A 23,275-nucleotide genomic window follows, 5' to 3' on the forward strand; every position below is an offset into this window, starting at 1 on the left:
TTTGCTTGCCTTAGAAAAAATCTGTAGGACTTTTTTGTCGCTACAGATTCTTCTTTTTATATTCCTTTTCCGCCGAATTGCCCCATCTCCATTAGAGTCTCTTTCCAGACTTCCTGGACGTTAGAAGCGAGGTAGGAAGAGGCCAAGTCATAAGAAGCCTGGTGAAATGAAGCGAGGTCGCTTTCAAAGAGCTGGACCAGCTTGCCCGCCAACTCTTTCACCAACTCTTCTTCTGGCACTGTCTCGCTATAAGGTACCAAAAAGCCATTTTCACCCTCTTTTATAAAAGTCGGATTGCCATAACGAGCATCAAAGCCCAGCAAGGCCAAACCTGCTCCAGCCGCCTCCATCAAAGTCAAACCAAAGGTCTCCCACTGAGAAGTGGTGAGGTAGGCTTGGTAGCAAGGATAGATCTGCTTTAGATCCGCATGACCGCGTAGGTGAATATAACCTTGTGCTGCCAGCTCCTGAATCAGGTGTCGCAAATTGTCCGCTTCTCCCCCCTTCCCATAAATATCAAACTGAAGGGCTGGGAGTCGTTCATGAGCTTGGGCCACTACTCGAATGGCCAAATCGATGCGTTTTCTTGGATCCAAACGGGAAGCTGTGAGCACACTAAAGGGAGGTCTGTCTCCTAGTGATTCCGTCAATTCTTCTAGATGCCCTACTGGAATGCTATAGATTGGAATTCCTTGGCATCCTTGTTTAGCAAGTGTCTGCTCCAAGACTTCTTTTTGAAGATCCGTTGCTGTGATGAAATAATCGAAGCGTTTGGCATACTTGAACACATAATAATATTCATAATTGAGATGGCCATTTTCAAATTCATGCTCCGAATGAAACACCATGGCGAGCTTTGAAGGAGCAGCTTTCTCCAACAAAGGACGAGCAAAATCCATGCGCGAAGCCCGATCAAGCAGAATCAAATCTTCTTGTTTTAGCGACAGCTGCGACAAAAAACGTCTCATCACTTCTGTATGGTTGGTCAAAATCTCAGACCCCAGTTTATAGAGCCAGCTTCCACCTAACCTCGATTCTTCAAAAGCGATACTCCCATCTTGATTGTGAAAGGTCCGTCTGACAACACTACCATACTGAAAATACTCTGTGACAAGTTTACAAGCTCCATAATACTCTCGCTTGATTCTATTTCCAGCCAAAAGATAGTCTACATAGCGGACACAGTTTGGATGGTAGGGATCCAGATGAAAGGTCAAGGCGTTTCCATCCGCAAATTGGTAGCGAATGGCTCTTTCCGTTTTTTCAACAACATCCAGACGCGTCAGTTGAAACTCCATTTGCAAGGCCCCTACCGTCTTTTGAGGGACTGTCGTTTCTTGATCCGTAAAAGCTAAATGGGCAAAAAGCAGTTCCTCATCCCGGTGCCCCAATGAGAGGTAATAGGCCAATTTTTCTGGAGTGGGCCAAGTGGTAAAGACAAACTTCGCTGCCACTCCTAGTCTCCGGAGCATCTTTGCCCGAGAGGCTTGTGCAACATCAACCCCATTGGGTTCGAATCCCACTAATAGATTAAAGGTATAAATGGTCATGCTGTCCCTCCCTCTAATCGCTTAAACAGCTCTTCCAAAGCTTCTTTTTCAGGCAATTTCAAGATTCGTGCCTGCTCTCTTACCAATTCTTTGTAGGTCTCTGGCTGCTGGAGCAAGGTATCTAGTTGCTGTTCCATTTCTTCGACTGTATCTGTGATTGTGCTCAAGTTTTTATAGGCTTCCTGATGCACCGTGCTCTTCAAACCAAATAAGACTTGCCCATTTTCAAGAGCATGAAGACTACTACTCCACACTTCTTCTCCCTGGTTGCAATCCAGATAAATAGAGCAGCTGGATAATAAGTCCTCATATTTGTCCAGCGAAATCCCTGGATAGAGGCGCACATTGGAGCGAGTCGCTAAGTCTATTAATTTTGGCCCCATAGCCGTCAAGGCAGCAATGTGAAAGGTGACTTGTGGGAATTGATGGACTAGGCTAGATAGGCCTTCGACCTCTTGAGAAGCCGTCATAACTAGGGCTTCTGGTTGAAAACTTTCCTGCTCCACATCTACAAATCCTGACAAGGCTGTGATCCCGTCTTTTTTCTCCCTCAACAGACCATCTTCTACCAACAAAATCTGACTGACTTGTTCTTTGATCTCGTCTAGTTCATGAGCGTCATTGGCACAGTAGGCGAGTCTTTCCTTTGGTATCTCTGTCACAACATCTAGCAATGCCTTGTCCATCAAAAGAACAGCTTCATCTTCCGGTAAGACTTGTTCTAGGACAGCTCTCTGCAGCTCTTCCTTACTGGCATACAGGCGATCCCGTCCCTTAGGAGTTTGAAGCAAAAAGGTTCCTTGTGAGACAAAGTGAAGCAAGACTTCTTCTTGCTGACGGTTCAAATAAATGTCTAAATATGGTTGACCAGCTTCCGTAAGGAGACTCTGCTTGCTTCTCCAGCCATAGCGATTGTAGAAATCAATAGATGCGATCTCTTCTCCCTGACCAAACCACTCTACTCTGTCAACCGTTCGCGACAAGATATCCCCTCGTAAAACCACATTGGCACGACGTTCCTCCCCATCAAAAAGATAGGTTGTGATCCCAAGCGTCCAACATTCCCATAATTCTGGAACCTCTAAATCATTGAAAAATAATGGTTGCCCAACTGTTGATGCCGGGTCTGTTTGGGTAAAAAAGGTCGCCAGACTATCTGTCTGTTGATCCAAATCTGTTTCCAAATTGGTCACAAACACACGGTAGGGCTGGCCAAGTTTGTCCAATAATTTTCGCAAACGATCCAGCTCTCTGGTCTGCTCTGATGCAATAATGAACATGCTGATCCTTTCTCATCATTAAGTTCTTAGTCCATGGTTTCAACGAAACTGAGGTTGGTCACCACGCGCTCATAGGTTTCTGACTCTTGTAAGCCTGCTTCTTCTAGTTTTTCAAGAGCTCGTTTCAAGCGCGTTTTGTAGATATAGCGGTGCCAGGTCAGATCATAGCCCAACATCCCAAGAAGAGCCAATTTTTCTTGCTTGGCTTCCATCTCATCGAGTACCCGCTTTTCTGTCCAAACCTGGGACAGAGTATCTGAACGACCCACGCGATACCAATAAATACATTTCTCCGTATGGACCACCCGATTGGCTTTTAAGAAGAGCTTGTACATCAGGAAGTTATCCTCGACATTTTTTCCGACCGGAAAACGAAGCCCTTCAAATAAGTTACGCTTATAGAGCTTCATCATAGCACACGCCCAGGCCATATCTCTGGTCTCCTGAATGGCATCGTGGTCCATAATTGCTCGCCCCTCATAAAGGATCTCTGAATAATCATCGTCCGTTACCTTGATCAAGTATTTGCTACTACTGTCATCATAGAGGTTATAGTTGGCTACCGAGACATCCGCATCATACTTCTTCAGTTGGCGATAGAGCACTTCTACATAGTCCTCCGTCACCCAGTCATCTGGATCAATAAAGGTAATGTAATCACCAGTCGCCAACTCAATCCCTGTATTACGGGCAGCAGATAAGCCCCCATTTTCTTGGCGGACGTAGCGGATGCGTGCATCTTTCCTAAAAAATTCCTTACAGATCTCTTCTGACTGGTCTGGCGAACCATCATTGACCAGGATAATTTCCAAGTGAGGATAGGTCTGATGGATAACCGTTTCCAAACATTGTCTCAAATAAGCTTCTACATTATAGATGGGAATGATGATACTCACTACTTCATTTGTTTCCATGCTTCTTCTCATTTCTCTTTAAATAATCGCGAATCGCTGTCACCATCTCCTGCACCTGATCATCCCTAAACACCTGATTCTCACCATTCTCCACATGATTGGTTCCTTCAAAAGAAAAAATAGGGAGACCTTGTTGACTGATCGTTTGCGTTATCTGATCGACCTCATCATAGGGATTGATATCCAGATAAACATCCAATTTTTCTAGGACTTTTCGACTGGTCAAGGGATCAAAAGAGGGATAAAGAAAGAGGTTAGGGTAGCGTTCCAATTGCACCAAGTTAAAACCAAAATGACTATGGGCAAGGACATGAATCGCTACGTCCGGCAACTCTTTTAACAACGTCTCCAACTCGTGGATATCTGCTGTATGGGTATAAATAGCCGCATGATAAGGAAAATCTCCCACTAGATCTTGATAGGTTTGCTTCAAAATCGGTTTTCGAAGTAAAATTTCCTCCCAAGAGAGGGCATAATAAAACCACCATAATTCACGAAAACGATTGAAACGTTTAGAGGTCCATGGTTTATTATGAGAGGTGTAGTGAACGACTGCTGGGATCCCTTGGAAGGCATCATACCAGTCCAAATCACCATAGAGATATTGATCCTTATCAGACCCTACTTGTAGATTATAGGTCCAAGGTAATGGATACCAAGCATCTTTGAAATACAGGTTCAAAATTCCTTGATCTCCGTAGACATGCTGATGGTGCTCGCGAGTGAGGTCAAAAAGAGCCTCTGTCACTTGGTGCTCTTGCCACCAAGCCTTATCAATTACCAAAAGTCCAGCATTAAAACCATCTGTCGTCGTCGGCTTATCTACCACTGCACCCAGTCCATAACCTTTTAGATCGACCTCAAATAAAGGCGATAAATCCTGTGTAAAGATCATATCACAATCCAGATAGAGGATTCGCTCTTCTTCCACCATCTCTGGAATAGCGTAACGGAAATAGGTTGCATAGTGAATATGGTCACTTGGAAGCGAAAAGGACTGGAATTGCTCGGGTGACATCCGACAATTGATCACTTCTGAATCCAACTGGCGCAAGCGCTGATTCATGATAGTAAACCACTCAGTTGGTAGATCTTCATTTAAAACATAAATTTTCAACTGGTCCTGATGGGCACACAGTGACTTCATAGCGGTTTCCAACTTTTCCATATAAGATAGATTGGCTGAAAACACAACAGCTTTTTTACTCATAACTTCCCCTTTTTTCTTTCATTAGAATACCATTTTCAAGAGAGGAAAACAATTTCTAACCCCAAAAAAGAGGCCTAGACAAGTGTCTATGACCTCTTTTACATCGGTTTCTTATTTTTGGTCTAATACAGCTAGTGTATCGTCTACCAAACTTGCCCCTAAGACATGCTTGAAGTGATTCAAAGCAAACTGGTGATTTTCAGGAGTGATCGATGCCACTGCAGGTTCCACAACCTCGATCTGATAACCCAGATTGTAGGCATCAACCGCTGTATGGAGAACACAGATATCGGTCAAGACCCCAGTCAAAATAACGGTATCTACATGGCGTTCCCGAAGTCGGATATCTAGATCCGTCCCTGAAAAGGCAGAATAATGACGCTTGTCCATCCAAAAGACACGTGGATCCGCTTGGTGCTCCCGATAAAAATCTGCTAAGGGACCGTACAAATCTCGTCCACTGGTCCCAATGATATTATGAGGTGGGAAGAGCTTGCTTTCTGGATGAAAGGGATCGTCCACATCATGCGCATCAATGGCAAAAAAGACATAGGCTCCTTGGTCAAAGGCCAATTGGGTCACCTGAGCAATGCTCTCAGAAATGGCTTGGGCGGGAGCCCCTGCCGTTAGCTTACCTTCATCCGCTACAAAATCAACGGTGTAGTCAATCGAAATTAATGCTTTAGCCATTAGTAGTCTCTTTTCTTAATTTCTTCAAAAATATCTGGTATCAACACTTTTAGATAGGTTCCCTTCATCCCAAGAGAACGACTTTCAATAATACCAGCAGATTCCAATTTCCGAAGTGCATTGACAATCACAGAGCGGGTAATGCCAATACGATCTGCGATGATAGAAGCAGTCAACTGACCTTCATTGCCTTTCAATTCACTAAGGATAGCAGATACGGCACGCAATTCGGAGTAAGACAAGGTATTGACAGCCATATTCACCGCTGTGCGACGACGAATATTCTTCTCGTCCTCCTCGCGTTGGTAGTTCAACATTTGAATCCCTACCACGGTACTAGCAATCTCAACCAAGATCAAATCATCATCCGCAAACTGTTTATCATTGCGCCAAATGATTAAGGAACCCAACCGAATCCCAGAAACATGAATAGGCGCAATGGTGGTCAAGCCATCAGGAAATTCAGACTTGGTTTCAACCGGAAAGATACTCAAATCATGGTCCACATCTAAATTAGCTTCTGTATCGTAGACCAAACTAGCCGCCTTGGCATAATCTTCTGGTAGTTTTTTATTTTGGAAGAAAGCTTCTACTCGGTCATTGTTGGTCTTGTATCGCATGAAATAACCAAGAAGAGTTCCCTTGCTATTAATGATACAGGCATTACAGTGAATAATATCCGCCAATTGCTGGGCAATATCATTGTAAGGCATCTCTACCTGTAACTGTTCATCAGTCCGTTTCAAAATGGATGTAATTTTACGTGTCTTTTCTAATAAGTTTGCCATAATAAACCTCGCATATAGTCAGCTCAAGTATATCATATAAGTGTGGGAATTTCAATCAAATTATCTGAAAATTATTTATTTTTTCTACAATTGTGCGCAATTCAGAAAAATGTCGTTTCGATGACATGGATTCTATAGAATGAATCAAAAAAAGAGAGTGGGACAGAAATCGGTAATTCGTTAGAATTCGATTTCGTCGTCCCACCTCCGCACAGTTGAGTAGGGCTGTAAAAGCTGATGAAATCAGCGTAGTAGAGCCCACTCAACCACTGCGTCTTGCTCGACAATCCAAAGACAATTGAGAGGCTAGGACTTTTGTCCCAGCCTCCTTTATCTAATTAGCGTCTGTATTGTTTCAAAAAACGAGTCATTTTTTCTTGAATTTGAGCCAATTCATCCACACGTGGGAGGTAAACGATCCGGAAGTGATCTGGGTCCTTCCAGTTAAAACCACGGCCATGAACCAAAAGAATCTTTTCTTGCTTCAAGAATTCTAAAACAAATTGTTCATCGTCATCCACGCGGTACATATCCCGATCAATCTTAGGGAAGATATACAATCCAGCCTTTGGCTTAACAGCCGAGAGGCCTGGAATCTCATTGATGGCTTTATAAATAAAGTTCCGTTGTTCGTAGATTCGCCCACCTGGAAGCAAGAGTTCATCCACAGATTGATAGCCTCCAAGAGAGGTTTGCACAACATGTTGAGATAAAACGTTTGAACAAAGGCGCATATTGGACAACATGTTCAAGCCTTCGATATAGCCCTTCACATGATGCTTCGGACCAGACAGAACCATCCAACCAACACGGAAACCGGCAATCCGGTGAGATTTTGACAAACCGTTCATGCTGACACAGAAAAGATCAGGCGCGAGACTAGCAATAGCCGTGTGCTTTTCCCCATCCATGACCAAGCGATCGTAGATTTCATCCGCAAAGATGATCAAGTTATTTTGGCGAGCAATCTCTACAATCTCAAGCAAGATCTCATCTGGATAGAGGGCACCCGTTGGGTTATTCGGGTTGATGACAACGATGGCTTTGGTATTTGAGGTAATTTTCGACTTGATATCCTCGATATCTGGATACCAGTTTGCTTCTTCATCACAAAGATAGTGAACCGCATTCCCACCAGCTAGGCTGACAGCTGCTGTCCAAAGAGGATAGTCCGGCATAGGAACCAAGACTTCATCGCCATTGTCGAGCAGTCCTTGCATGGACATGACGATCAGCTCACTCACTCCATTTCCAAGGTAAATATCATCAATATCCACATTTGGAATTTTTTTCAACTGGCAGTACTGCATGATGGCCTTGCGGGCTGAAAAGATCCCTTTTGAATCCGAATAGCCTTCACTATCACGCGCATTCATGATCAAATCATGGATCACTTCATCTGGAGCTGTAAAGCCAAATTCAGCAGGATTCCCTGTATTCAAACGAAGAATTTTTTCTCCATTTGCTCGCATGCGCATGGCTTCTTCCAAGACTGGACCACGAATATCGTAAGCGACATGTTCGAGTTTGCTTGATTTATTATATTCCTTCATATTCTGCCTCGATTCACGAAATTATCTCTATTATACCACTAGTTCAAATAGAGTACAAATTGAGGACTTTAAAAATTCTGCAAAAATATACTAGAAAAGTGAGACTTTACCTTTACATTCTAGCTTAAAAGGAATAAAATATAAGTGTATAAAGAATAGAAGAACTTCTGTTCTATCCATGTTTTCAAGCTATAAGGAGGTAGGTTATGTCTCAAAAATACGAAAACATTATGGTCGCTGTCGACGGTTCCCATGAAGCAGAATTAGCCTTTGAAAAAGGGGTTAACGTTTCTCTTCGCAACGGCTCTAAATTGACTATTGTCCATGTCATTGATACCCGTGCCCTTCAAAGTGTCTCAACCTTTGATGCTGAGGTCTACGAAGAATTGCAAGAAGAAGCCAACGAATTGCTCAAGGGCTACAAGGAACGTGCTGAAAAAGTCGGGGTTCAAAATGTTGCGACTGTTGTAGAAATGGGAAATCCAAAAGTCCTCTTGGCCAATGATATCCCAAGTAAAGAAGGGGTTGACCTCATAATGGTCGGGGCTACCGGACTCAATGCCTTCGAACGCTTAATGGTCGGATCCTCCTCAGAATACATCCTTCGCCACGCCAAAGTAGACTTACTAGTGGTGCGCGATAAGGATAAAACCATGTAAGAAAGAAAAAGTTATATTGAAAACTTTCCTTAGGTGAGTACGGACGTCAGCGACCTTCTTCGAAGTTCCATGACTAAGTTTTGAGCCCCTTCGCTCTTTAATCTCTGGGCTCAGGCTAAAACAGTTTCCCAAACTGTTTTACTCTCAAAACTCCCGAGTGCTAGAAACAATAGTGTTTCTAGCACTTTTCTCACGGCGGAAAGTTTTTCAATATTTTTTATAAATTTTAAAAATAAGAACATATTTCGACTTCTTTGTGGAACACTTTACTTATCTTAGTAAAAAATAGTTTGTCTACATTCTAAAAAAAGTTTGGAACAAAGGTTCCAAACTTTTTTAGTTGTCTTTTTTTGCTTCTTTTTGTTTTGCATGTTTTTCGTAGGCCTTGAGCTGGCGATCGAGTTCTTTTTTGATGGCTGGTTCTGGGGCGTATTTTTCTTCCCAATCATCTGGCTTCAGAATTTTGTGGGTTACTGGATCAAAGTGCGCCTTTCCATCTGGGAAAATCTTGCCCATATTGGCCCGGTGAACAATCTCAAAGACCTCTTCAGGATCGACCCCCATTAGTACAAAGCTACCATAAGTCAGATAGAGGGTATCAATTAAGGCATCAACCTGCCCTACCATGGAGATCTCAGCTGGATGCTTGCTCCGAACCTTATCTGCAGCCTTATCCAAGGCTTCGTGAAGAGCTGCGACCGAGCGGTCAAATTCTTCCTCACTTGTGCTAGCTGCTCGGACAAATTCTACCAACTCCTCTTGCTTGAACATGGTTCGATAAAGGGCGTCTTGAGGCTGCCAAACAACTGGTTTCTCCTGGGTTTCCCCATCCATCACACCATGGAAGGTTTTGACCTTATTGAAGTGATCATCCTTAGAAAGAAAGAGCTCTTTCTCTGAAAGAATACCAAAGTGTTGCAGGGCCTTTTGAATGCCATCCTTGCCATTACTAGTCGTGGTATGCTTGGCAATTGCCTTGACACTGGTCGTCCCATTTCCCATCGCAATAGACAAGCCAACACCTGACAGCATCTCTAAGTCATTATCAGAATCTCCAAAAGCCATCACTTCATCGATGTCAAAGCCAAATTCCTGACCAACGATGCGGATCCCTTCTAGCTTGGAAATCCCTGGGTTTAGGACATCTGCTGCAAAAGGACTAGACCGTGTGAATTTCAGATCTGGAAACTCTTTTTCAATTTTTGCAGTCTCTTCTGGACTCGATAAGATCAACACTTGGTAGATCGGTTCTTGCGCTAGTGCATAGAGGGTGACCTGATCTTGTGGGACGACCTTGCTGACCACTTTGTTAAATCCTCGACTGACTGTACGGGCCATTTTACGGGGCACAAAGCGACTGGACCAGGTTGAAATAGGACTCATCCCAAAACTCATGATCCGAGAACCAAATACCCCATCCTTGGTACCGAGAGCAATTTCCTTACGGTGTTCTCGAGCATAGTCAATTAGTTGGTGCAGACTCTTTTTATCGATTGGGCTAGTAAACAGCACGCGGTCCTTGGTCAAAATATACTGACCATTATAGGTCACTGCAAAATCAAAACCATAGCGTTCCATAAACGGTTTGACAAAGGCCGGTCCCCGACCTGTCGCAAGACCTACATAGATCCCTTCTTCCTTTAAAGACTGAATGGCTTTTTCTGTTGATTTTAGGACCGCTCGACTATCATTGACCAAGGTTCCATCGATATCAAAAAAGACTGCTTTTATTTCCATGTCTACTGTTTCTTTCTTTTTATGATAAAATAAATTATATCACATATTCCAAGGAGCTTCACATGTTTAAGAAAATTTTAGCACTACATACCGGAGGGACCATTTCGATGGCGGCAGATGACTCTGGGGCAGTGATTACCAATGAAGTCAATCCCATGACCCAAGTTACTTCACCAATTGAAGGGATTGCAGTCACCTCAGAGGACTTCTTCAACCTTCCCAGCCCTCAAATGACACCCCGTCACATGTTAGCTCTATATCAAAAAATCAAAGAGGAAGCTCACAACTACGACGGCATCGTTATTACCCACGGGACAGATACGCTGGAAGAAACGGCTTATTTCTTGGATACCATGGAGTTACCAGAGATCGCTGTGGTCATTACAGGAGCTATGCGAAGCTCCAATGAGCTAGGAAGCGATGGCGTCTATAATTTTCTGACAGCCCTTCGAGTGGCTGCCGATCCAAAAGCACGTGATAAAGGGGTCTTAGTCGTCATGAACGATGAAATTCATGCGGCTAAGTACGTCACCAAAACCCATACCACCAATGTCAGCACCTTCCAGACACCAACCCACGGTCCTCTAGGTTTGGTCATGAAAAAGGAAATCCTCTTCTTTAAAACAGCCGAGCCAAGGGTGCGCTTTGATCTCAATACCATCGATGGGTTCGTTCCGATCATTGCTACCTATGCAGGGATGAAAACCGATCTACTGGACATGCTGGATCTTTCAAAGCTGGATGGTCTCATTATCGAAGCCTTTGGAGCAGGAAACATCCCTAAAGAAACGGCACATAAACTCCAAGAATTCATGGATGCAGGCCTTCCAATCGCTTTAGTATCCCGTTGCTTCAATGGAATCGCTGAACCCGTCTACGCATATGAAGGAGGAGGCGTCCAACTCCATCAAGCAGGTGTCTTTTTCATCAAAGAATTAAATGCCCCCAAAGCGCGCATCAAACTCCTCATCGCCCTCAATGCCGGCCTAAAAGGACAAGAACTCAAAGACTATATCGAAGGGTAATATAAGATACAAAGGGCGTAGCGGATACAGTCAAAATAGGGAATTCGACGCAGAATCATTAGATTCTAGGAGGATTCATCTTTTTGACACAATCCGCAGCCCGTGTTCAGTTAATAAGATACAAAGCCCGTAAAATGCCATCTTAAAGGGAGTAGAGTGGAATCCAAAGAATTTCCACTCTACTCCCTTTTTATACTCTAGTCTAAATGTTCTTTCTTTTCTAAGTAAAGCGAGAGCAGATGCCAATCGGGGTGTTCGCGCCAATCTGGCGTGGCTACGATCTGGCTGGCAACTTTCCTTGCTTCTTCCAGAATGGGATAATCTTCTACCAAATCCGCCACTTGAAATTCTGGAATCCCAGATTGACGAGTTCCAAAGATTTCACCTGAACCCCGCATTTTCAAATCTTCTTCCGCTAGCACAAAGCCATTGGTCGTCTCTGTCATGATTTTCATGCGCTGCTTGCCACTATCTGTCTTAGGATTGGCTACTAGAATAGCATAGGATTGCTTATTTCCCCGCCCAACCCGGCCTCGAAGCTGGTGAAGTTGGCTAAGACCAAACCGATCTGCATCCATAATGACCATAACGGTCGCATTGGGCACGTTGACTCCTACTTCAATAACGGTCGTAGACACCAAAACATCGACTTGGTGCTCTTTAAAGGACTGCATGATGGCATCTTTTTCTTCACTTTTCATCTTCCCGTGAAGAAGAGAAACGCGTGCTCGCTGTCCAAAGAAGGTTTCTAGCTCTTCTTTGAGGGCAAGGGCGTTTTTCAAATCTAGCGCCTCTGACTCCTCAATCAATGGAGAAATAAAGTAGGCTTGAGAACCCTTGCCAAGTTCTTTGACTAACCAGTCGAGGACCACTTCTAACTGCTCATGCTTGACCCAACGTGTGATGATTTCCTTGCGTCCCGCAGGCATCTGATCAATGATGGACACATCCATATCTCCAAAGGCTGTAATAGCCAAGGTCCGGGGAATAGGGGTAGCCGTCATCATCAGGACGTCTGGATTTTGTCCTTTTTCTCGAAGAATACGACGTTGGGAAACCCCAAAACGGTGTTGTTCATCAATAATGACCAAACCAAGATCTTGGTAGTGAACTCCCTCTTGAATCAAGGCATGCGTCCCCACAATCAGTTGAACTTTTCCTGAGGAGATCTCTTCTAAGACTTCTCGTTTCTCAGCCGCCTTTAATCCTCCTGTTAGAAGGGCAATTGGCAAATCTAGAAAAAGATTTTGCAAGCTTTCCTTGTGTTGCTCTGCCAAAATCTCCGTTGGAACCATCAAGGTAGCTTGCTTCCCAGCGCTTAAGGCTGCATACATAGCAAGACCGGCCACGACTGTCTTCCCGCTTCCCACATCCCCTTGTAAGAGGCGGTTCATATGATAAGGAGAGGCCATATCTGTCAAGATTTCATTCAGGCTGTTTTCTTGAGCTTGCGTTAGCTCAAAAGGAAGCTGTTTTTTTCGTTCTGCTAATTTTTCTGGATTCCAGGCCAAGGAAATCCCTTGGCTGGCATCGTGATTTTCTTCTTTTAGCACTTGGAGTTGCAGCTGGAAAAAGAGGAGCTCTTCAAATTTTACCCGGCGAAGGGCTTGCTTGTACTCTGCCAGATCCTTAGGAAAATGCATAGCTTGCACTGCTTGGGAACGAGACATAAGTTGATAACGATCCCGCAAGACTTGGGGTACATTCTCTTCTAAAAGCTGGTCCAACCCCTGGTCAAACGCTATTTTGATCAATTTCACCAGGCTGTTTTGGCTGACTCCTTGCGTCACTCGATAGACCGGTTGCAAATCATCTTCCACTTGAGCCAGGAGTTTCATCCCTGTCAAACTGCCTTTAGCCTTGTCCCATTTCCCAAAAATCGCCACTGTCTGCTGAACCTCAATTTTGTCTGCTAGATAGGGTTGGTTGAAAAAATTAACCGCAATGACCTGGTCTCCCTGTTTGATGGAAAAACGCAAGCGATTTCGTTTGTAGCCATAATATTGGACATTGGCTGGTGTTGCTACCACCCCAGAGATGACTGCTTTTTCCCCATCTTCTAAATCTAAAACATTGCGGGTTTTGAAGTCTTCATACCGAAATGGAAAATACAAGAGTAGATCTTCTAAGGTTTCAATCCCTAATTTTTTAAATTTTTCCGCTGATTTTGGGCCGACTCCAGGCAGTACGGATAAGGGTTGGTGTAAATTCATCGCTCCTCCTTTCATTTATAAAAAAGCAGGCCCTACCGGGAAAGTCCCACCTGCTTTTTCTTATTGCTGACCTGTGTATTCACGCGGAATCCGGTCACTTAAGATACAGACTACTTCGTAATTAATCGTGCCACGGTAGTCCGCAACTTCTGTCGCGGTGATTTCCTTCTCACCATCTCGTCCAATCAGGGTAACTCTAGTCCCCAAAGGCATTTCTTCGGGAAGGCGAATCGTCACCTGGTCCATCGAAACCCGGCCAACAATGGGGCAAAACTCACCCTTGATCAGTACATGGAAATTTTGCATCTCTCTGATCCAACCATCCGCATAACCTATAGGAAGCGTTCCAATCCATTGGGTTTCTTCTGTTGTGTAGGTTGCCCCATATCCGATATCTTGACCAGCTTCTAACTGTTTGACATGGACTAATTCCGTCATCAAAGTCAAGGCTGGTTTTATTTCATAAGGCAAATCTAGGACAGAACCGCTCGGATTCAAGCCATACATGACATCTCCCAAGCGCACAGCCGTGAAAATCGTATCCGCATGCCACAAAGAGGTAGCCGAATTACTAGCATGGACAATGGGAGGAAGGGTTTCAAGAGCAGCCAATACTTCTTTGAAAAACTGGTATTGCGCTTGGAATTTTCGATCATCTGCTTCATCTGCTGTCGCAAAATGAGTAAAAATCCCTTCAATTTCAGCTCCAGCTGCTAAGAGGAGACGTTCAGCCTCTTTGATCTCTTCGATCCTTCGGAATCCAATCCGCCCCATTCCAGAATCCACCTTGATATGGACCTTCAATCCTGAAAGATCTGCTTCTTGTCCAAGCAATTGATCCAACCAAGCAAGACTCGCCACTGTTAAGCGGATGTCATGCTCTTTGGCTAGATTCACTGTTTCACTTGGCACAACTCCTAAAATCAAAATAGGGTGTTGCAAGCCTTCTTCACGGATTTCGAGGGCTTCATCCATATTGGATACACAAAAGCCATCAACCTGAGGCGCCAATTTTTTGGTCACCGCAACGACCCCATGACCATAGGCGTTGGCCTTGACGACTGCATATTTCAAGGCTTGACTCGGAATATGCTCACTGACTTGTTGCACATTAAAGGCAATGGCATCCAAATCGACTCTAGCAACAGTTGGTCTATGTTTACTTGCTTTCATTTTCTTCCTCCAAAATGACACTGGTCGACACTAGGTCTCCCTTGTGACTGATCGAAATCCATACCTTCCCAGAAAAAGGAGACTTAGAAAAATAGGGTGCTCCGTGGGCATCATTTAAAATTTCTAAATCTTGAAAACCAACCGGTCCAATCCCTGTTCCCATTGCCTTTGAAAAGGCTTCTTTGGCGGACCATCGGCCCGTTAAATATTCCATTTTCCGTTTTCCAGACAATTCCTCAAAGCGCTCTCGCTCAGCCTCGGTTAAGACTTTTTCAGCGAATCGAGTATTCTTCTGATAGGCTTTTTCAATCGCAGCGATCGATTCGATATCGATGCCATGTCCTTTGATCATCTTGTTTTATCCTTATTTATCGTTTCAGTATCGTTTTACTGACAAAAGAGAAGGGGCTAAAGAATCACTCCTTCCGCCCCTGCCTTTTACTTATTCATCGTTGCAATTTCTTTGACCAAGGCCTGTGTTTTTTCCCAACCCAGGCAAGGGTCTGTGATGGATTGACCATAAACCACTGGTTCATTTTGACGGCCATCTTCTAGATAGGATTCAATCATGAAACCACGAACTAAAGTTGCCAAATCCTTGTTCCAAGCACGGTTCATCATGGTTTCTCTCACGATGCGTACTTGCTCTTCGAATTGTTTGCCAGAGTTGTCATGGTTGGTATCCACCAGGATGAAGGGATGTTGCAAGCCCATTTCGCTATAGCGTTTTGCTGCCGCTAGCAAATCTTCATAATGGTAGTTTGGAATATTCTTACCACTTGCATCCAAGCCCCCACGAAGGATCGCATGAGCTAAAGGATTTCCTGATGTTTCCACTGCTTGGGCATTGAACAAAAAGTTTTGGGGATGTTGGGCTGCATAAATCGCATTGAACATAACAGAAAGATTCCCAGAAGTTGGATTCTTCATACCTGTCGGAGCAGAGATCCCACTAGATACAAAGCGATGCTCCTGGTCTTCAACTGATCGCGCTCCAATGGCATGATAAGAAATCAAATCTTCAACATACGGAAGACTTGCTGGATAAAGCAACTCATCCGCAGTTGTCAAACCAGTTTCTGTAATCACACGGTAGTGGAGATGTCGGACTGCTTTCAAACCGTCCACAAAGCTTGGTGCTGCATGTGTATCTGGTTGGTGCATCAAGCCTTTATAGCCATCCCCATTGGTCCGAGGTTTAGCCGTATAGACCCGCATCACAATGAAAATCTGATCTTTGACTTGCTCTTGCAAGTCTGCCAAACGACGGGCATAGTCCATCACAGCTTCTTCATTATCAGAAGAGCAAGGCCCGATCACAAGAAGGATCCGTTGGTCTTCTCCTTTGATAATAGCTTCCAATTCTCGATCACGCGCTTCTTTGCGCTCCAAGGCTGGACCTTCCAAGCGGTAAAGCGAAGCGATCTCTTGCTCATCAATCTTATTGCTCTTCGTAATGAATACCATACGGCCTCCTTATGCTACCTAGCCCCATCCTCTTTCTATTTCAGAGGAGCTCTTAAAATTTACGTCCGTGACAGTTTTTGAATTTCTTGCCTGAACCACAAGGGCACAAATCGTTGCGTTTCACTTGTGATAAGTCAATATCTGCTGGAATATCTTGTTGTTGCGCTGCAATGTTGCGAGTCGCAGTTGTTGAAATACTGTGTTCCGTACGTGGACGTTCTTGTTCGTGAATTTGGGCTTTCATCATGAGACGAGTCACATCAAATTCAATCGATCCGATCATATCGTTAAACATACGGAAACTTTCTGATTGGTATTCTACCACTGGGTTATTTTGCGCATACCCACGGAGTCCAACCGCATTTCGCAATTGATCCAAAGCATCGATATGGTCCGTCCACTTGCTGTCCACCACACGAAGGATCAAGACTTTTTGGAATTCTTGCACAGACTCTTCGTCACGCAATTTCGCTACTTGGCTAGCATAGATTTCTTCTGCACGTGCATACAAGTAATCGATAACTTCCTTGTCAGATTTTCCTTCAATATCGCTTGCAGAAATCGTATCTTCCGGAACCAAATTGTATTTGGCAAAGTTCAGAATCGCTTCAACGCGTTCTTCCTTGCTTGAGTGGCTGGCTCCTTCAACAATCCGTTTGATGGTCCGTTTGATCATGGCCTTGATTTCAGGCGCCAAGTCACGGTTAGCTGTGATGACATCATAGCGTTCAGCGTAGATAATTTCCCGTTGTTCCCGCATCACGTCATCGTATTGAAGGACTTGTTTACGGGTATCGTAGTTGTTTCCTTCAACCCGTTTTTGTGCACCCTCTACCTGACGGGTGAACATATTTGAACGGATCACTGATTCTTCTTCGCTCAACTTGAAGCGATCAAGCACTGCTTTGATCCGTTCAGAACCGAAACGACGCATCAATTCATCTTCAAGAGACAAGTAGAATTGAGATTCACCTGGATCCCCTTGACGTCCTGAACGTCCACGAAGCTGGTTATCGATCCGACGGCTTTCGTGACGTTCTGTCCCGATGACACAAAGTCCACCGAGTTCGCGAACACCTTCACCAAGTTTGATATCGGTACCACGTCCGGCCATGTTGGTCGCAATGGTAACAGCACCACGTTGACCAGCGTTCATGATGATTTGCGCTTCTTTGTAGTGGTTTTTCGCATTCAAAACTTCGTGAGGGACACTTGCTTGAACCAACAATTGAGAAAGGTAATCACTGGTTTCAACGGCAACGGTACCTACTAGGACTGGTTGACCTTTTTCATGACGAGACTTGACATCTTCTACAACAGCCTTAAATTTTGATTTCAAGCTTGGGTAGAGAAGGTCTGGATGGTCAATACGGGCAATCGGACGGTTGGTTGGAATTGGAATCACGCGAATGTTATAAATTTCACGGAATTCTTCTTCTTCGGTTTTCCCTGTCCCTGTCATCCCTGACAACTTCTTGTACATACGGAAGAGGTTTTGGTAAGTAATCGATGCAGATGTTTTGGTTTCTTCTTGAACTGGAACACCTTCTTTGGCTTCAATCGCTTGGTGAAGTCCATCAGAATAGCGACGTCCTTCCATGGTCCGACCAGTAAATTGGTCGACGATCAAGATTTCTTGATCTTCGCTGACCACATAGTCGATATCCAAAATCATGATGTAGTTGGCACGAAGGGCGTTGTCGATAAAGTGAGTCAAAGCTACATTTTCAATATCGTACAAGTTTTCAAGATTAAAGTAGCTTTCTGCTTTATCGATTCCTGAATCAGACAAACCGATGGTTTTAGATGGGACATCGATAATGTAATCGTCCTCTGTCAAGGTCTTCACATAAGCATCCGCCATGTGATAGAGCTGGCTCGTATCAGAAGCTGTCTGACCAGAAACGATCAACGGAGTACGCGCTTCGTCAATCAAGATGGAGTCTACCTCATCGACCAAGGCATAGTTCAATGGACGTTGAACCATGTTTTCTGCACGCACAACCATGTTGTCACGCAAGTAGTCAAAACCAATCTCTGAGTTGGTTGAGTAAGTGATATCACAGAGGTAAGCTTCTTTTTTCTCAGCTGGAGATTTTGCTGCAAGGTTGATCCCTACTGAAAGGCCAAGCCATGAGTAAAGTTCTCCCATCTCTGTTGCATCCCGCTCTGTCAAGTATTCATTGACGGTAACAACGTGCACCCCTTTACCAGACAAGGCATTCAAGTACACCGGCATGGTTGCTGTTAGGGTTTTTCCTTCCCCTGTACGCATCTCTGGAACGTCACCATGGTGAAGGACGATTCCCCCCATGACCTGAACCTTGTATGGGAACAAACCAAGAACCCGTTTTGCCCCTTCACGAACAACTGCAAAAGCCTCGTACAAGAGATCATCCAAAGACTCACCATCTTGGTAACGTTGCTTAAACTCAACTGTTTTCGCTTTTAATTCGTCATCCGTCAAAGCTGCCATTTGGTCTTCATAAGAAAAGACCTTATCAGCCATTTTTTCAAGGCGTTTGATTTCGCCTCGATCATTTTCAATAATTGTTTTTAATAAATTTGCCATTTTTTTCCTTACTTTGAATTTTTCAAAATCTAAAATGTTCTTTTTATTCTAGCATTTTTTAAACATTTTTTCAAGATCAAGGCTGTATCTTACAAGACTTTCGAGTGGTTTTTTTCGTGTAAGAAAATCCAAAAAGATGCCTGCTCAAGCAGACATCTTTTCTTTAGGCGATCGTTATTCAGACAAATGGTAAGAATAGCTTGCCACAACCACTTCTTCATGCCAACGAAGTGCATACTTCAATTTCAAACTCATTTGGTTGTGGAGAATATTTTGCCAATGTTTTTTAGGGATAAATTGAGGGACTAGGACTGTAACGGTGTTGCCTTTTTCCTTGGCCTCCTCAGCCACTTTTGAGACAAATTCAACTGTTGGCTGGATAATATCCCGGTAACTGGTCATGACATTTTCAAAGCGAATATGAGGGAAATAGTGCTTAAATTCTTCTGCTACCTCAGCGTCTTTAACCTTGGTTTCTTCCGTTGAGACGTGCATAGCTATAACATCGTTTCCTAGGCTATTTGCATAACTCATAGCTCCCACACTTACTTGAGTGACATTCCCAACAAGGACAATCACGGTATTGCCCGCATAACTTGTCTTTTCGATCTTACCTCCCAAGCGCAATTGAGCCGCAACTTTATCATAGTGATTACGGATACTCAAGAACATCCAAAGCAAGAGACCAATAATAGGGAAGAAGGGCCAGATCTCACGCAAACGGAATAATAAGAGGATCAAGACAATTCCATAACAGATGGCTGCCCCCAGGATATTGGCAAGCGAATACTTAAGAAATCCTTTTTGATATTGGCGTTTCCAGTGGATCACCATCCCTGTTTGAGATAGGGCAAAAGGAATAAAGACCCCAATGGTATAAAGCGGAATCAAGCTTTCTGTTTGCCCATCAAAAATCAAGAGCAAGACGATGGCACCAATCGCCAAGGTCAAAATCCCATTAGAATAGCCCAGACGATCCCCTTTTTCCATATACATGTGTGGCATGTATTTATTTTTAGCCATGTTAAAGGCCAACATTGGAAAGGCAGAGAATCCTGTATTAGCCGCAACTGCCAAAATCAAGGCTGTTGACAATTGGAAGACGTAAAAGAAGGCTTGTCCGACTGGGGAATTCCCTAAGATGGCTTGGGCCATTTGGGCTAGAGTTGTTATCCCTTTAGCTGGAACGACACCCACCCAGTAATTGAGGAAGGTAATCCCTGCAAACATGATCCCCAAAATCAAAGCCATAATGGTCAAGGTAGAGGCTGCATTCTTTGCTTTTGGTTTCTTAAAGAAAGGAACCGAATTGGAGATGGCTTCAACCCCTGTTAGGGAAGCGGATCCACTCGTAAAGGCCCGCAATAAGAGAATGACACTAACCCCTGAAATGGTTTGACCCACATGAGCAGTTGCGTTATAGGCCAAGTGACCCGTCAAGATTTGGATCACGCCATAGCCGATCAAGGCAATGGTACTGACAATGAAAAGGTAGACCGGAATCATCAACGATGTCGCTGATTCGCGTAGCCCCCGAAGGTTCATCAGCATCAAAATCAAGACCAACAAAATGGAAATGTGAAGATTATAAGGATGAAGAGATGGAATCGCTGACGTGATGGCATCTGCACCGGAAGACACAGATACTGCTACTGTCAGCATGTAGTCAACCAAGAGACTACCACCAGCGATCAAACCCGCTTTGGGAGACAAGTTCTCCGTAGTCACCATGTAGGCCCCTCCCCCTTGAGGGTAGGCATGAATGACCTGGCGATAAGAAATCGTTAAACTGGCTAGGAGAACCAGGACCACAATCCCAATCGGAATGGACCACCAAATAGCTCCTGCTGATACGGTCATCAAGACCAAGATAACTTGCTCTGGACCATAGGCAATAGAAGAAAGTGCGTCACTAGAGAGCATGGCCAAAGCCTGCATTTTCCCTAGCAATCCGCCTTCACCTTCTGCACCAGATTTCAACGGACGGCCAATAAACCATTTTTTCAATGTTGAAAACATAAAAAACTCCTTGAAAAAAGATCATGAGGCCGGGAATTCCCTGCCTCTTTTTCATAAAACTGGGGTTATTCTACTCTTTTTTTTCAAGACTGTCAACTGAAATTGTGAAATCTTCGTAAAGTTTTCATTGTGTTCATTTATCCAACCTCTCTTAGATCAGCCAGCTTCTTTTCAAATTGATCCAAGCAAAAAACGAGGCTAGGACAAAAATCCTAGCCTCTCAATTATTTTTGGATTGTCGAGCAAGACGCAGTGGTTGAGTGGGCTCTACTGCGCTGATTTCATCAGCTTTTACAGTCCTACTCAACTGTGCGGAGGTAGGACGACGAAATCGAATTCTAACGAATTACCGATTTCTGTCCCACTCTCTCTTTTTTATTTGGGTTGATGTGCCACATAGTGGGCAATGACATCCGAAGTGTACTGGGCTGTGCCAGCTCCAAACTTGTCGATGTTTTCCTTGAATTCTGGGTTATAGACATAGCCTTTGCCGATATGGCCAAAAACCTCTATAGAGCAGTCAAATCCATACGTTCGAATTGCTTCTAAAAGTTTAGCTGCCTGATTTTGATTTTCATTTGCGGATACGGATAGACCATCTTTGAGATTTTGCGCCAAAGTTTGAAAAACTTGGTTGAAGGCTTCCGTAGCCTCATCTTCACGCCCCTTTTGGCGCTCAAGCGCTTGGTCCATGACTTCTTGACCGTACTTCTCTACCGCCTCTTGCTGGTATTTTTGAGTATCTTGATAGCTAAATCCAGTGAATTTTTCCTCAATGGTCATTTTTCTTTCTCCTTTTTGTTCTTGAATGGTTTTTTGCAAGGTAGAAATCAAGGTATCCAGACGTTGTCTTTCTTGAGTCAAATAGTCCAACTGTTTGGTCAAATGGGGCAATAAGTTAGCTTTTTCTTCAGCTAAGAGTTCTGCTATTTGGTCTAAGGAAAATCCTAGATACTTGTAGTAGAGAATCACCTGTAATCGTTCTAAATCTTCTTGACTGTATGTCCGATAACCATTTTCAGATTTCACAGGAACGAGAAGTCCTATCTTGTCATAGTGGTGCAAGGTCTTGACAGAGACACCCGACAGCTCTGCAGCTTCTTTGATATGGTACATGATTTCCTCCTTGTACTCAATGAAAATCAAAGAGCAAACTAGGAAGCTAGCCGCAGGTTGCTCAAAGCACTGCTTTGAGGTTGTAGATAGAACTGACGAAGTCAGTAACATATATACGGTAAGGCGACGCTGACGTGGTTTGAATTTGATTTTCGAAGAGTATTACAAGGATAGTATAACCCCTCCCCTTAGGTCAGAGTCAAGGCTTAACATAAAAAAAGTTTTCAGATAAAAAAGGCTTGAGTTGTTTCACAACTTTTAACTCAAACCCCTTCTTTTTTACGGATGACTTACGATCAATTCTAAACCTTGCCCTTCCAAAGTCCAAGATTCAACATCGCTCGGTAAGATAAAGTGACTTCCTTTTCGAATAGGATAATCCTTTCCATCTACCGTCAATTTTCCTTCTCCGGCTAAGACGCTTAACAAGCTGTAATCAGCAGTCTTTTCAAAATCAGCTTTTCCAGTCAGTTCCCACTTATAAACGGTGAAGAAGTCACTTGCAACCAAGGTGGTCATTCGAAGATCATCGACAACAACTGTATCTGGATGACTATTTGCCGGCTCACCGATGTTTAACACATCAATCGATTTTTCCAAGTGAAGCTCCCGCAAGTTTCCTTGAGCATCCTTGCGGTCAAAATCATAAACCCGGTAGGTGGTGTCACTCGACTGTTGGGTTTCAAGAATCAAAATTCCAGAACCAATGGCGTGCATGGTCCCGCTTGGCACATAGAAGAAATCTCCAGCCTTGACTGGAACCTTTGTCAGCAAAGCATCCCAGTTCTTGTCCTCAATTTGCTGACGGAGTTCTTCTTTTGACTTGGCATTGTGTCCATAGATAATCTCAGATCCTTCATCAGCCGCAATCACATACCAACACTCAGTTTTTCCAAGTTCTCCTTCATGTTCCATTGCATAGGTATCATCTGGGTGCACCTGTACACTGAGCCAATCGTTGGCATCCAAAATCTTTGTTAATAAAGGAAAGACAGGCTCTTTACGATTACTGAATAATTCCCGGTGCTCTTGATAGAGCTGATCCAATCCCATTCCTTCGTATGGACCATTGGCTACTTTAGAAACACCATGTGGATGGGCTGAAATCGCCCAAAATTCACCGACATGGTCGCTCGGAATTTCGTAACCAAATTCTTCTTTCAGACGAGTTCCTCCCCAAATTTTTTCCTGCATGACTGAATGTAAAAATAATGGTTGTCCCATAATATCCTCCTCGCATTTCATGTTTCTATTATACAAAAAAAAGAAAGTTTTTGAAAGCCCTTCCCATTATTTTCCTCTCTCGCCA

Annotated in this window: 18 protein-coding genes; 2 read left to right on the forward strand and 16 right to left on the reverse strand. The window is 43.8% G+C overall.

Annotated elements, in window-relative coordinates; all coding sequences use genetic code 11:
• Positions 1–56: 56 nt before the first annotated feature.
• From M1G14_RS05225 to M1G14_RS05255, 7 genes are all read right to left on the reverse strand, one after another.
• Positions 57–1,550, reverse strand: coding sequence for a glycosyltransferase (locus M1G14_RS05225; RefSeq protein ID WP_049523193.1), 1,494 nt, complete (start codon positions 1,548–1,550; stop codon positions 57–59).
• Complete coding sequence (locus M1G14_RS05230; protein WP_049523194.1) at positions 1,547–2,830, reverse strand: glycosyltransferase family protein; 1,284 nt, start codon at positions 2,828–2,830, stop codon at positions 1,547–1,549. The genes M1G14_RS05225 and M1G14_RS05230 overlap by 4 nt, the downstream gene beginning before the upstream one ends.
• Before the next feature lie 26 nt (positions 2,831–2,856).
• The gene (locus M1G14_RS05235; protein ID WP_247926374.1) at positions 2,857–3,744 is read right to left on the reverse strand and encodes a glycosyltransferase family 2 protein; all 888 of its coding nucleotides are present in this window, start codon (positions 3,742–3,744) and stop codon (positions 2,857–2,859) included.
• On the reverse strand, positions 3,731–4,954 hold the full coding sequence (locus M1G14_RS05240; RefSeq protein WP_024054995.1) for a glycosyltransferase: 1,224 nt from the start codon (positions 4,952–4,954) through the stop codon (positions 3,731–3,733). Before M1G14_RS05240 ends, M1G14_RS05235 begins: the two co-directional genes overlap by 14 nt.
• 111 nt (positions 4,955–5,065) lie before the next feature.
• On the reverse strand, positions 5,066–5,644 hold the full coding sequence (locus tag M1G14_RS05245; protein ID WP_024054996.1) for a cysteine hydrolase family protein: 579 nt from the start codon (positions 5,642–5,644) through the stop codon (positions 5,066–5,068).
• On the reverse strand, positions 5,644–6,432 hold the full coding sequence (gene codY / locus M1G14_RS05250) for a GTP-sensing pleiotropic transcriptional regulator CodY (protein WP_045759799.1): 789 nt from the start codon (positions 6,430–6,432) through the stop codon (positions 5,644–5,646). The genes M1G14_RS05245 and codY overlap by 1 nt, the downstream gene beginning before the upstream one ends.
• Positions 6,433–6,770: 338 nt before the next feature.
• Positions 6,771–7,985 (reverse strand): pyridoxal phosphate-dependent aminotransferase, encoded by a 1,215-nt coding sequence (locus M1G14_RS05255; RefSeq protein ID WP_049522717.1) that lies wholly within the window; start codon positions 7,983–7,985, stop codon positions 6,771–6,773.
• 206 nt (positions 7,986–8,191) lie between these two features.
• Here M1G14_RS05255 and M1G14_RS05260 point away from each other — a divergent pair, with 206 nt between their 5' ends.
• The gene (locus M1G14_RS05260; protein WP_024055228.1) at positions 8,192–8,644 is read left to right on the forward strand and encodes a universal stress protein; all 453 of its coding nucleotides are present in this window, start codon (positions 8,192–8,194) and stop codon (positions 8,642–8,644) included.
• A 336-nt stretch (positions 8,645–8,980) separates the two neighbouring features.
• Here the strand turns inward: M1G14_RS05260 and M1G14_RS05265 are convergent, their stop codons facing one another.
• Positions 8,981–10,381 (reverse strand): Cof-type HAD-IIB family hydrolase, encoded by a 1,401-nt coding sequence (locus M1G14_RS05265; RefSeq protein ID WP_049522857.1) that lies wholly within the window; start codon positions 10,379–10,381, stop codon positions 8,981–8,983.
• 62 nt (positions 10,382–10,443) lie between these two features.
• Between M1G14_RS05265 and M1G14_RS05270 the strand changes: the two genes are divergently transcribed.
• Positions 10,444–11,406, forward strand: a complete 963-nt coding sequence (locus tag M1G14_RS05270) for an asparaginase (protein ID WP_003008546.1) — start codon at positions 10,444–10,446, stop codon at positions 11,404–11,406.
• Positions 11,407–11,603: 197 nt separating this feature from the next.
• Here the strand turns inward: M1G14_RS05270 and recG are convergent, their stop codons facing one another.
• The 8 genes from recG to manA all read right to left on the reverse strand — a co-directional run bounded on the left by recG (position 11,604) and on the right by manA (position 23,190).
• Positions 11,604–13,619: an ATP-dependent DNA helicase RecG gene (gene recG, locus M1G14_RS05275; protein ID WP_070845657.1), complete on the reverse strand. Its 2,016-nt coding sequence runs from the start codon at positions 13,617–13,619 to the stop codon at positions 11,604–11,606.
• 60 nt (positions 13,620–13,679) lie between these two features.
• The gene (gene alr, locus M1G14_RS05280) at positions 13,680–14,792 is read right to left on the reverse strand and encodes an alanine racemase (protein WP_049522855.1); all 1,113 of its coding nucleotides are present in this window, start codon (positions 14,790–14,792) and stop codon (positions 13,680–13,682) included.
• A complete protein-coding gene (gene acpS / locus M1G14_RS05285; protein WP_003005615.1) occupies positions 14,779–15,144 on the reverse strand; it encodes a holo-ACP synthase in 366 nt (121 codons plus the stop codon). The genes alr and acpS overlap by 14 nt, the downstream gene beginning before the upstream one ends.
• 86 nt (positions 15,145–15,230) lie before the next feature.
• Positions 15,231–16,259 (reverse strand): 3-deoxy-7-phosphoheptulonate synthase, encoded by a 1,029-nt coding sequence (locus M1G14_RS05290; RefSeq protein WP_049522854.1) that lies wholly within the window; start codon positions 16,257–16,259, stop codon positions 15,231–15,233.
• A 52-nt stretch (positions 16,260–16,311) separates the two neighbouring features.
• Positions 16,312–18,831: a preprotein translocase subunit SecA gene (secA, locus tag M1G14_RS05295; RefSeq protein WP_247926375.1), complete on the reverse strand. Its 2,520-nt coding sequence runs from the start codon at positions 18,829–18,831 to the stop codon at positions 16,312–16,314.
• Positions 18,832–19,005: 174 nt separating this feature from the next.
• Complete coding sequence (locus M1G14_RS05300) at positions 19,006–20,850, reverse strand: APC family permease (RefSeq protein WP_049522853.1); 1,845 nt, start codon at positions 20,848–20,850, stop codon at positions 19,006–19,008.
• Between the two features lie 375 nt (positions 20,851–21,225).
• Positions 21,226–21,966, reverse strand: a complete 741-nt coding sequence (locus M1G14_RS05305) for a MerR family transcriptional regulator (RefSeq protein WP_049523116.1) — start codon at positions 21,964–21,966, stop codon at positions 21,226–21,228.
• Positions 21,967–22,245: 279 nt separating this feature from the next.
• Positions 22,246–23,190 (reverse strand): mannose-6-phosphate isomerase, class I, encoded by a 945-nt coding sequence (gene manA / locus M1G14_RS05310; RefSeq protein WP_049522813.1) that lies wholly within the window; start codon positions 23,188–23,190, stop codon positions 22,246–22,248.
• Positions 23,191–23,275 lie beyond the last annotated feature (85 nt).

Origin of the sequence: Streptococcus parasanguinis, assembly GCF_023109675.1 — a bacterium.
GTDB classification, from domain to species: Bacteria; Bacillota; Bacilli; order Lactobacillales; family Streptococcaceae; genus Streptococcus; species Streptococcus parasanguinis_I.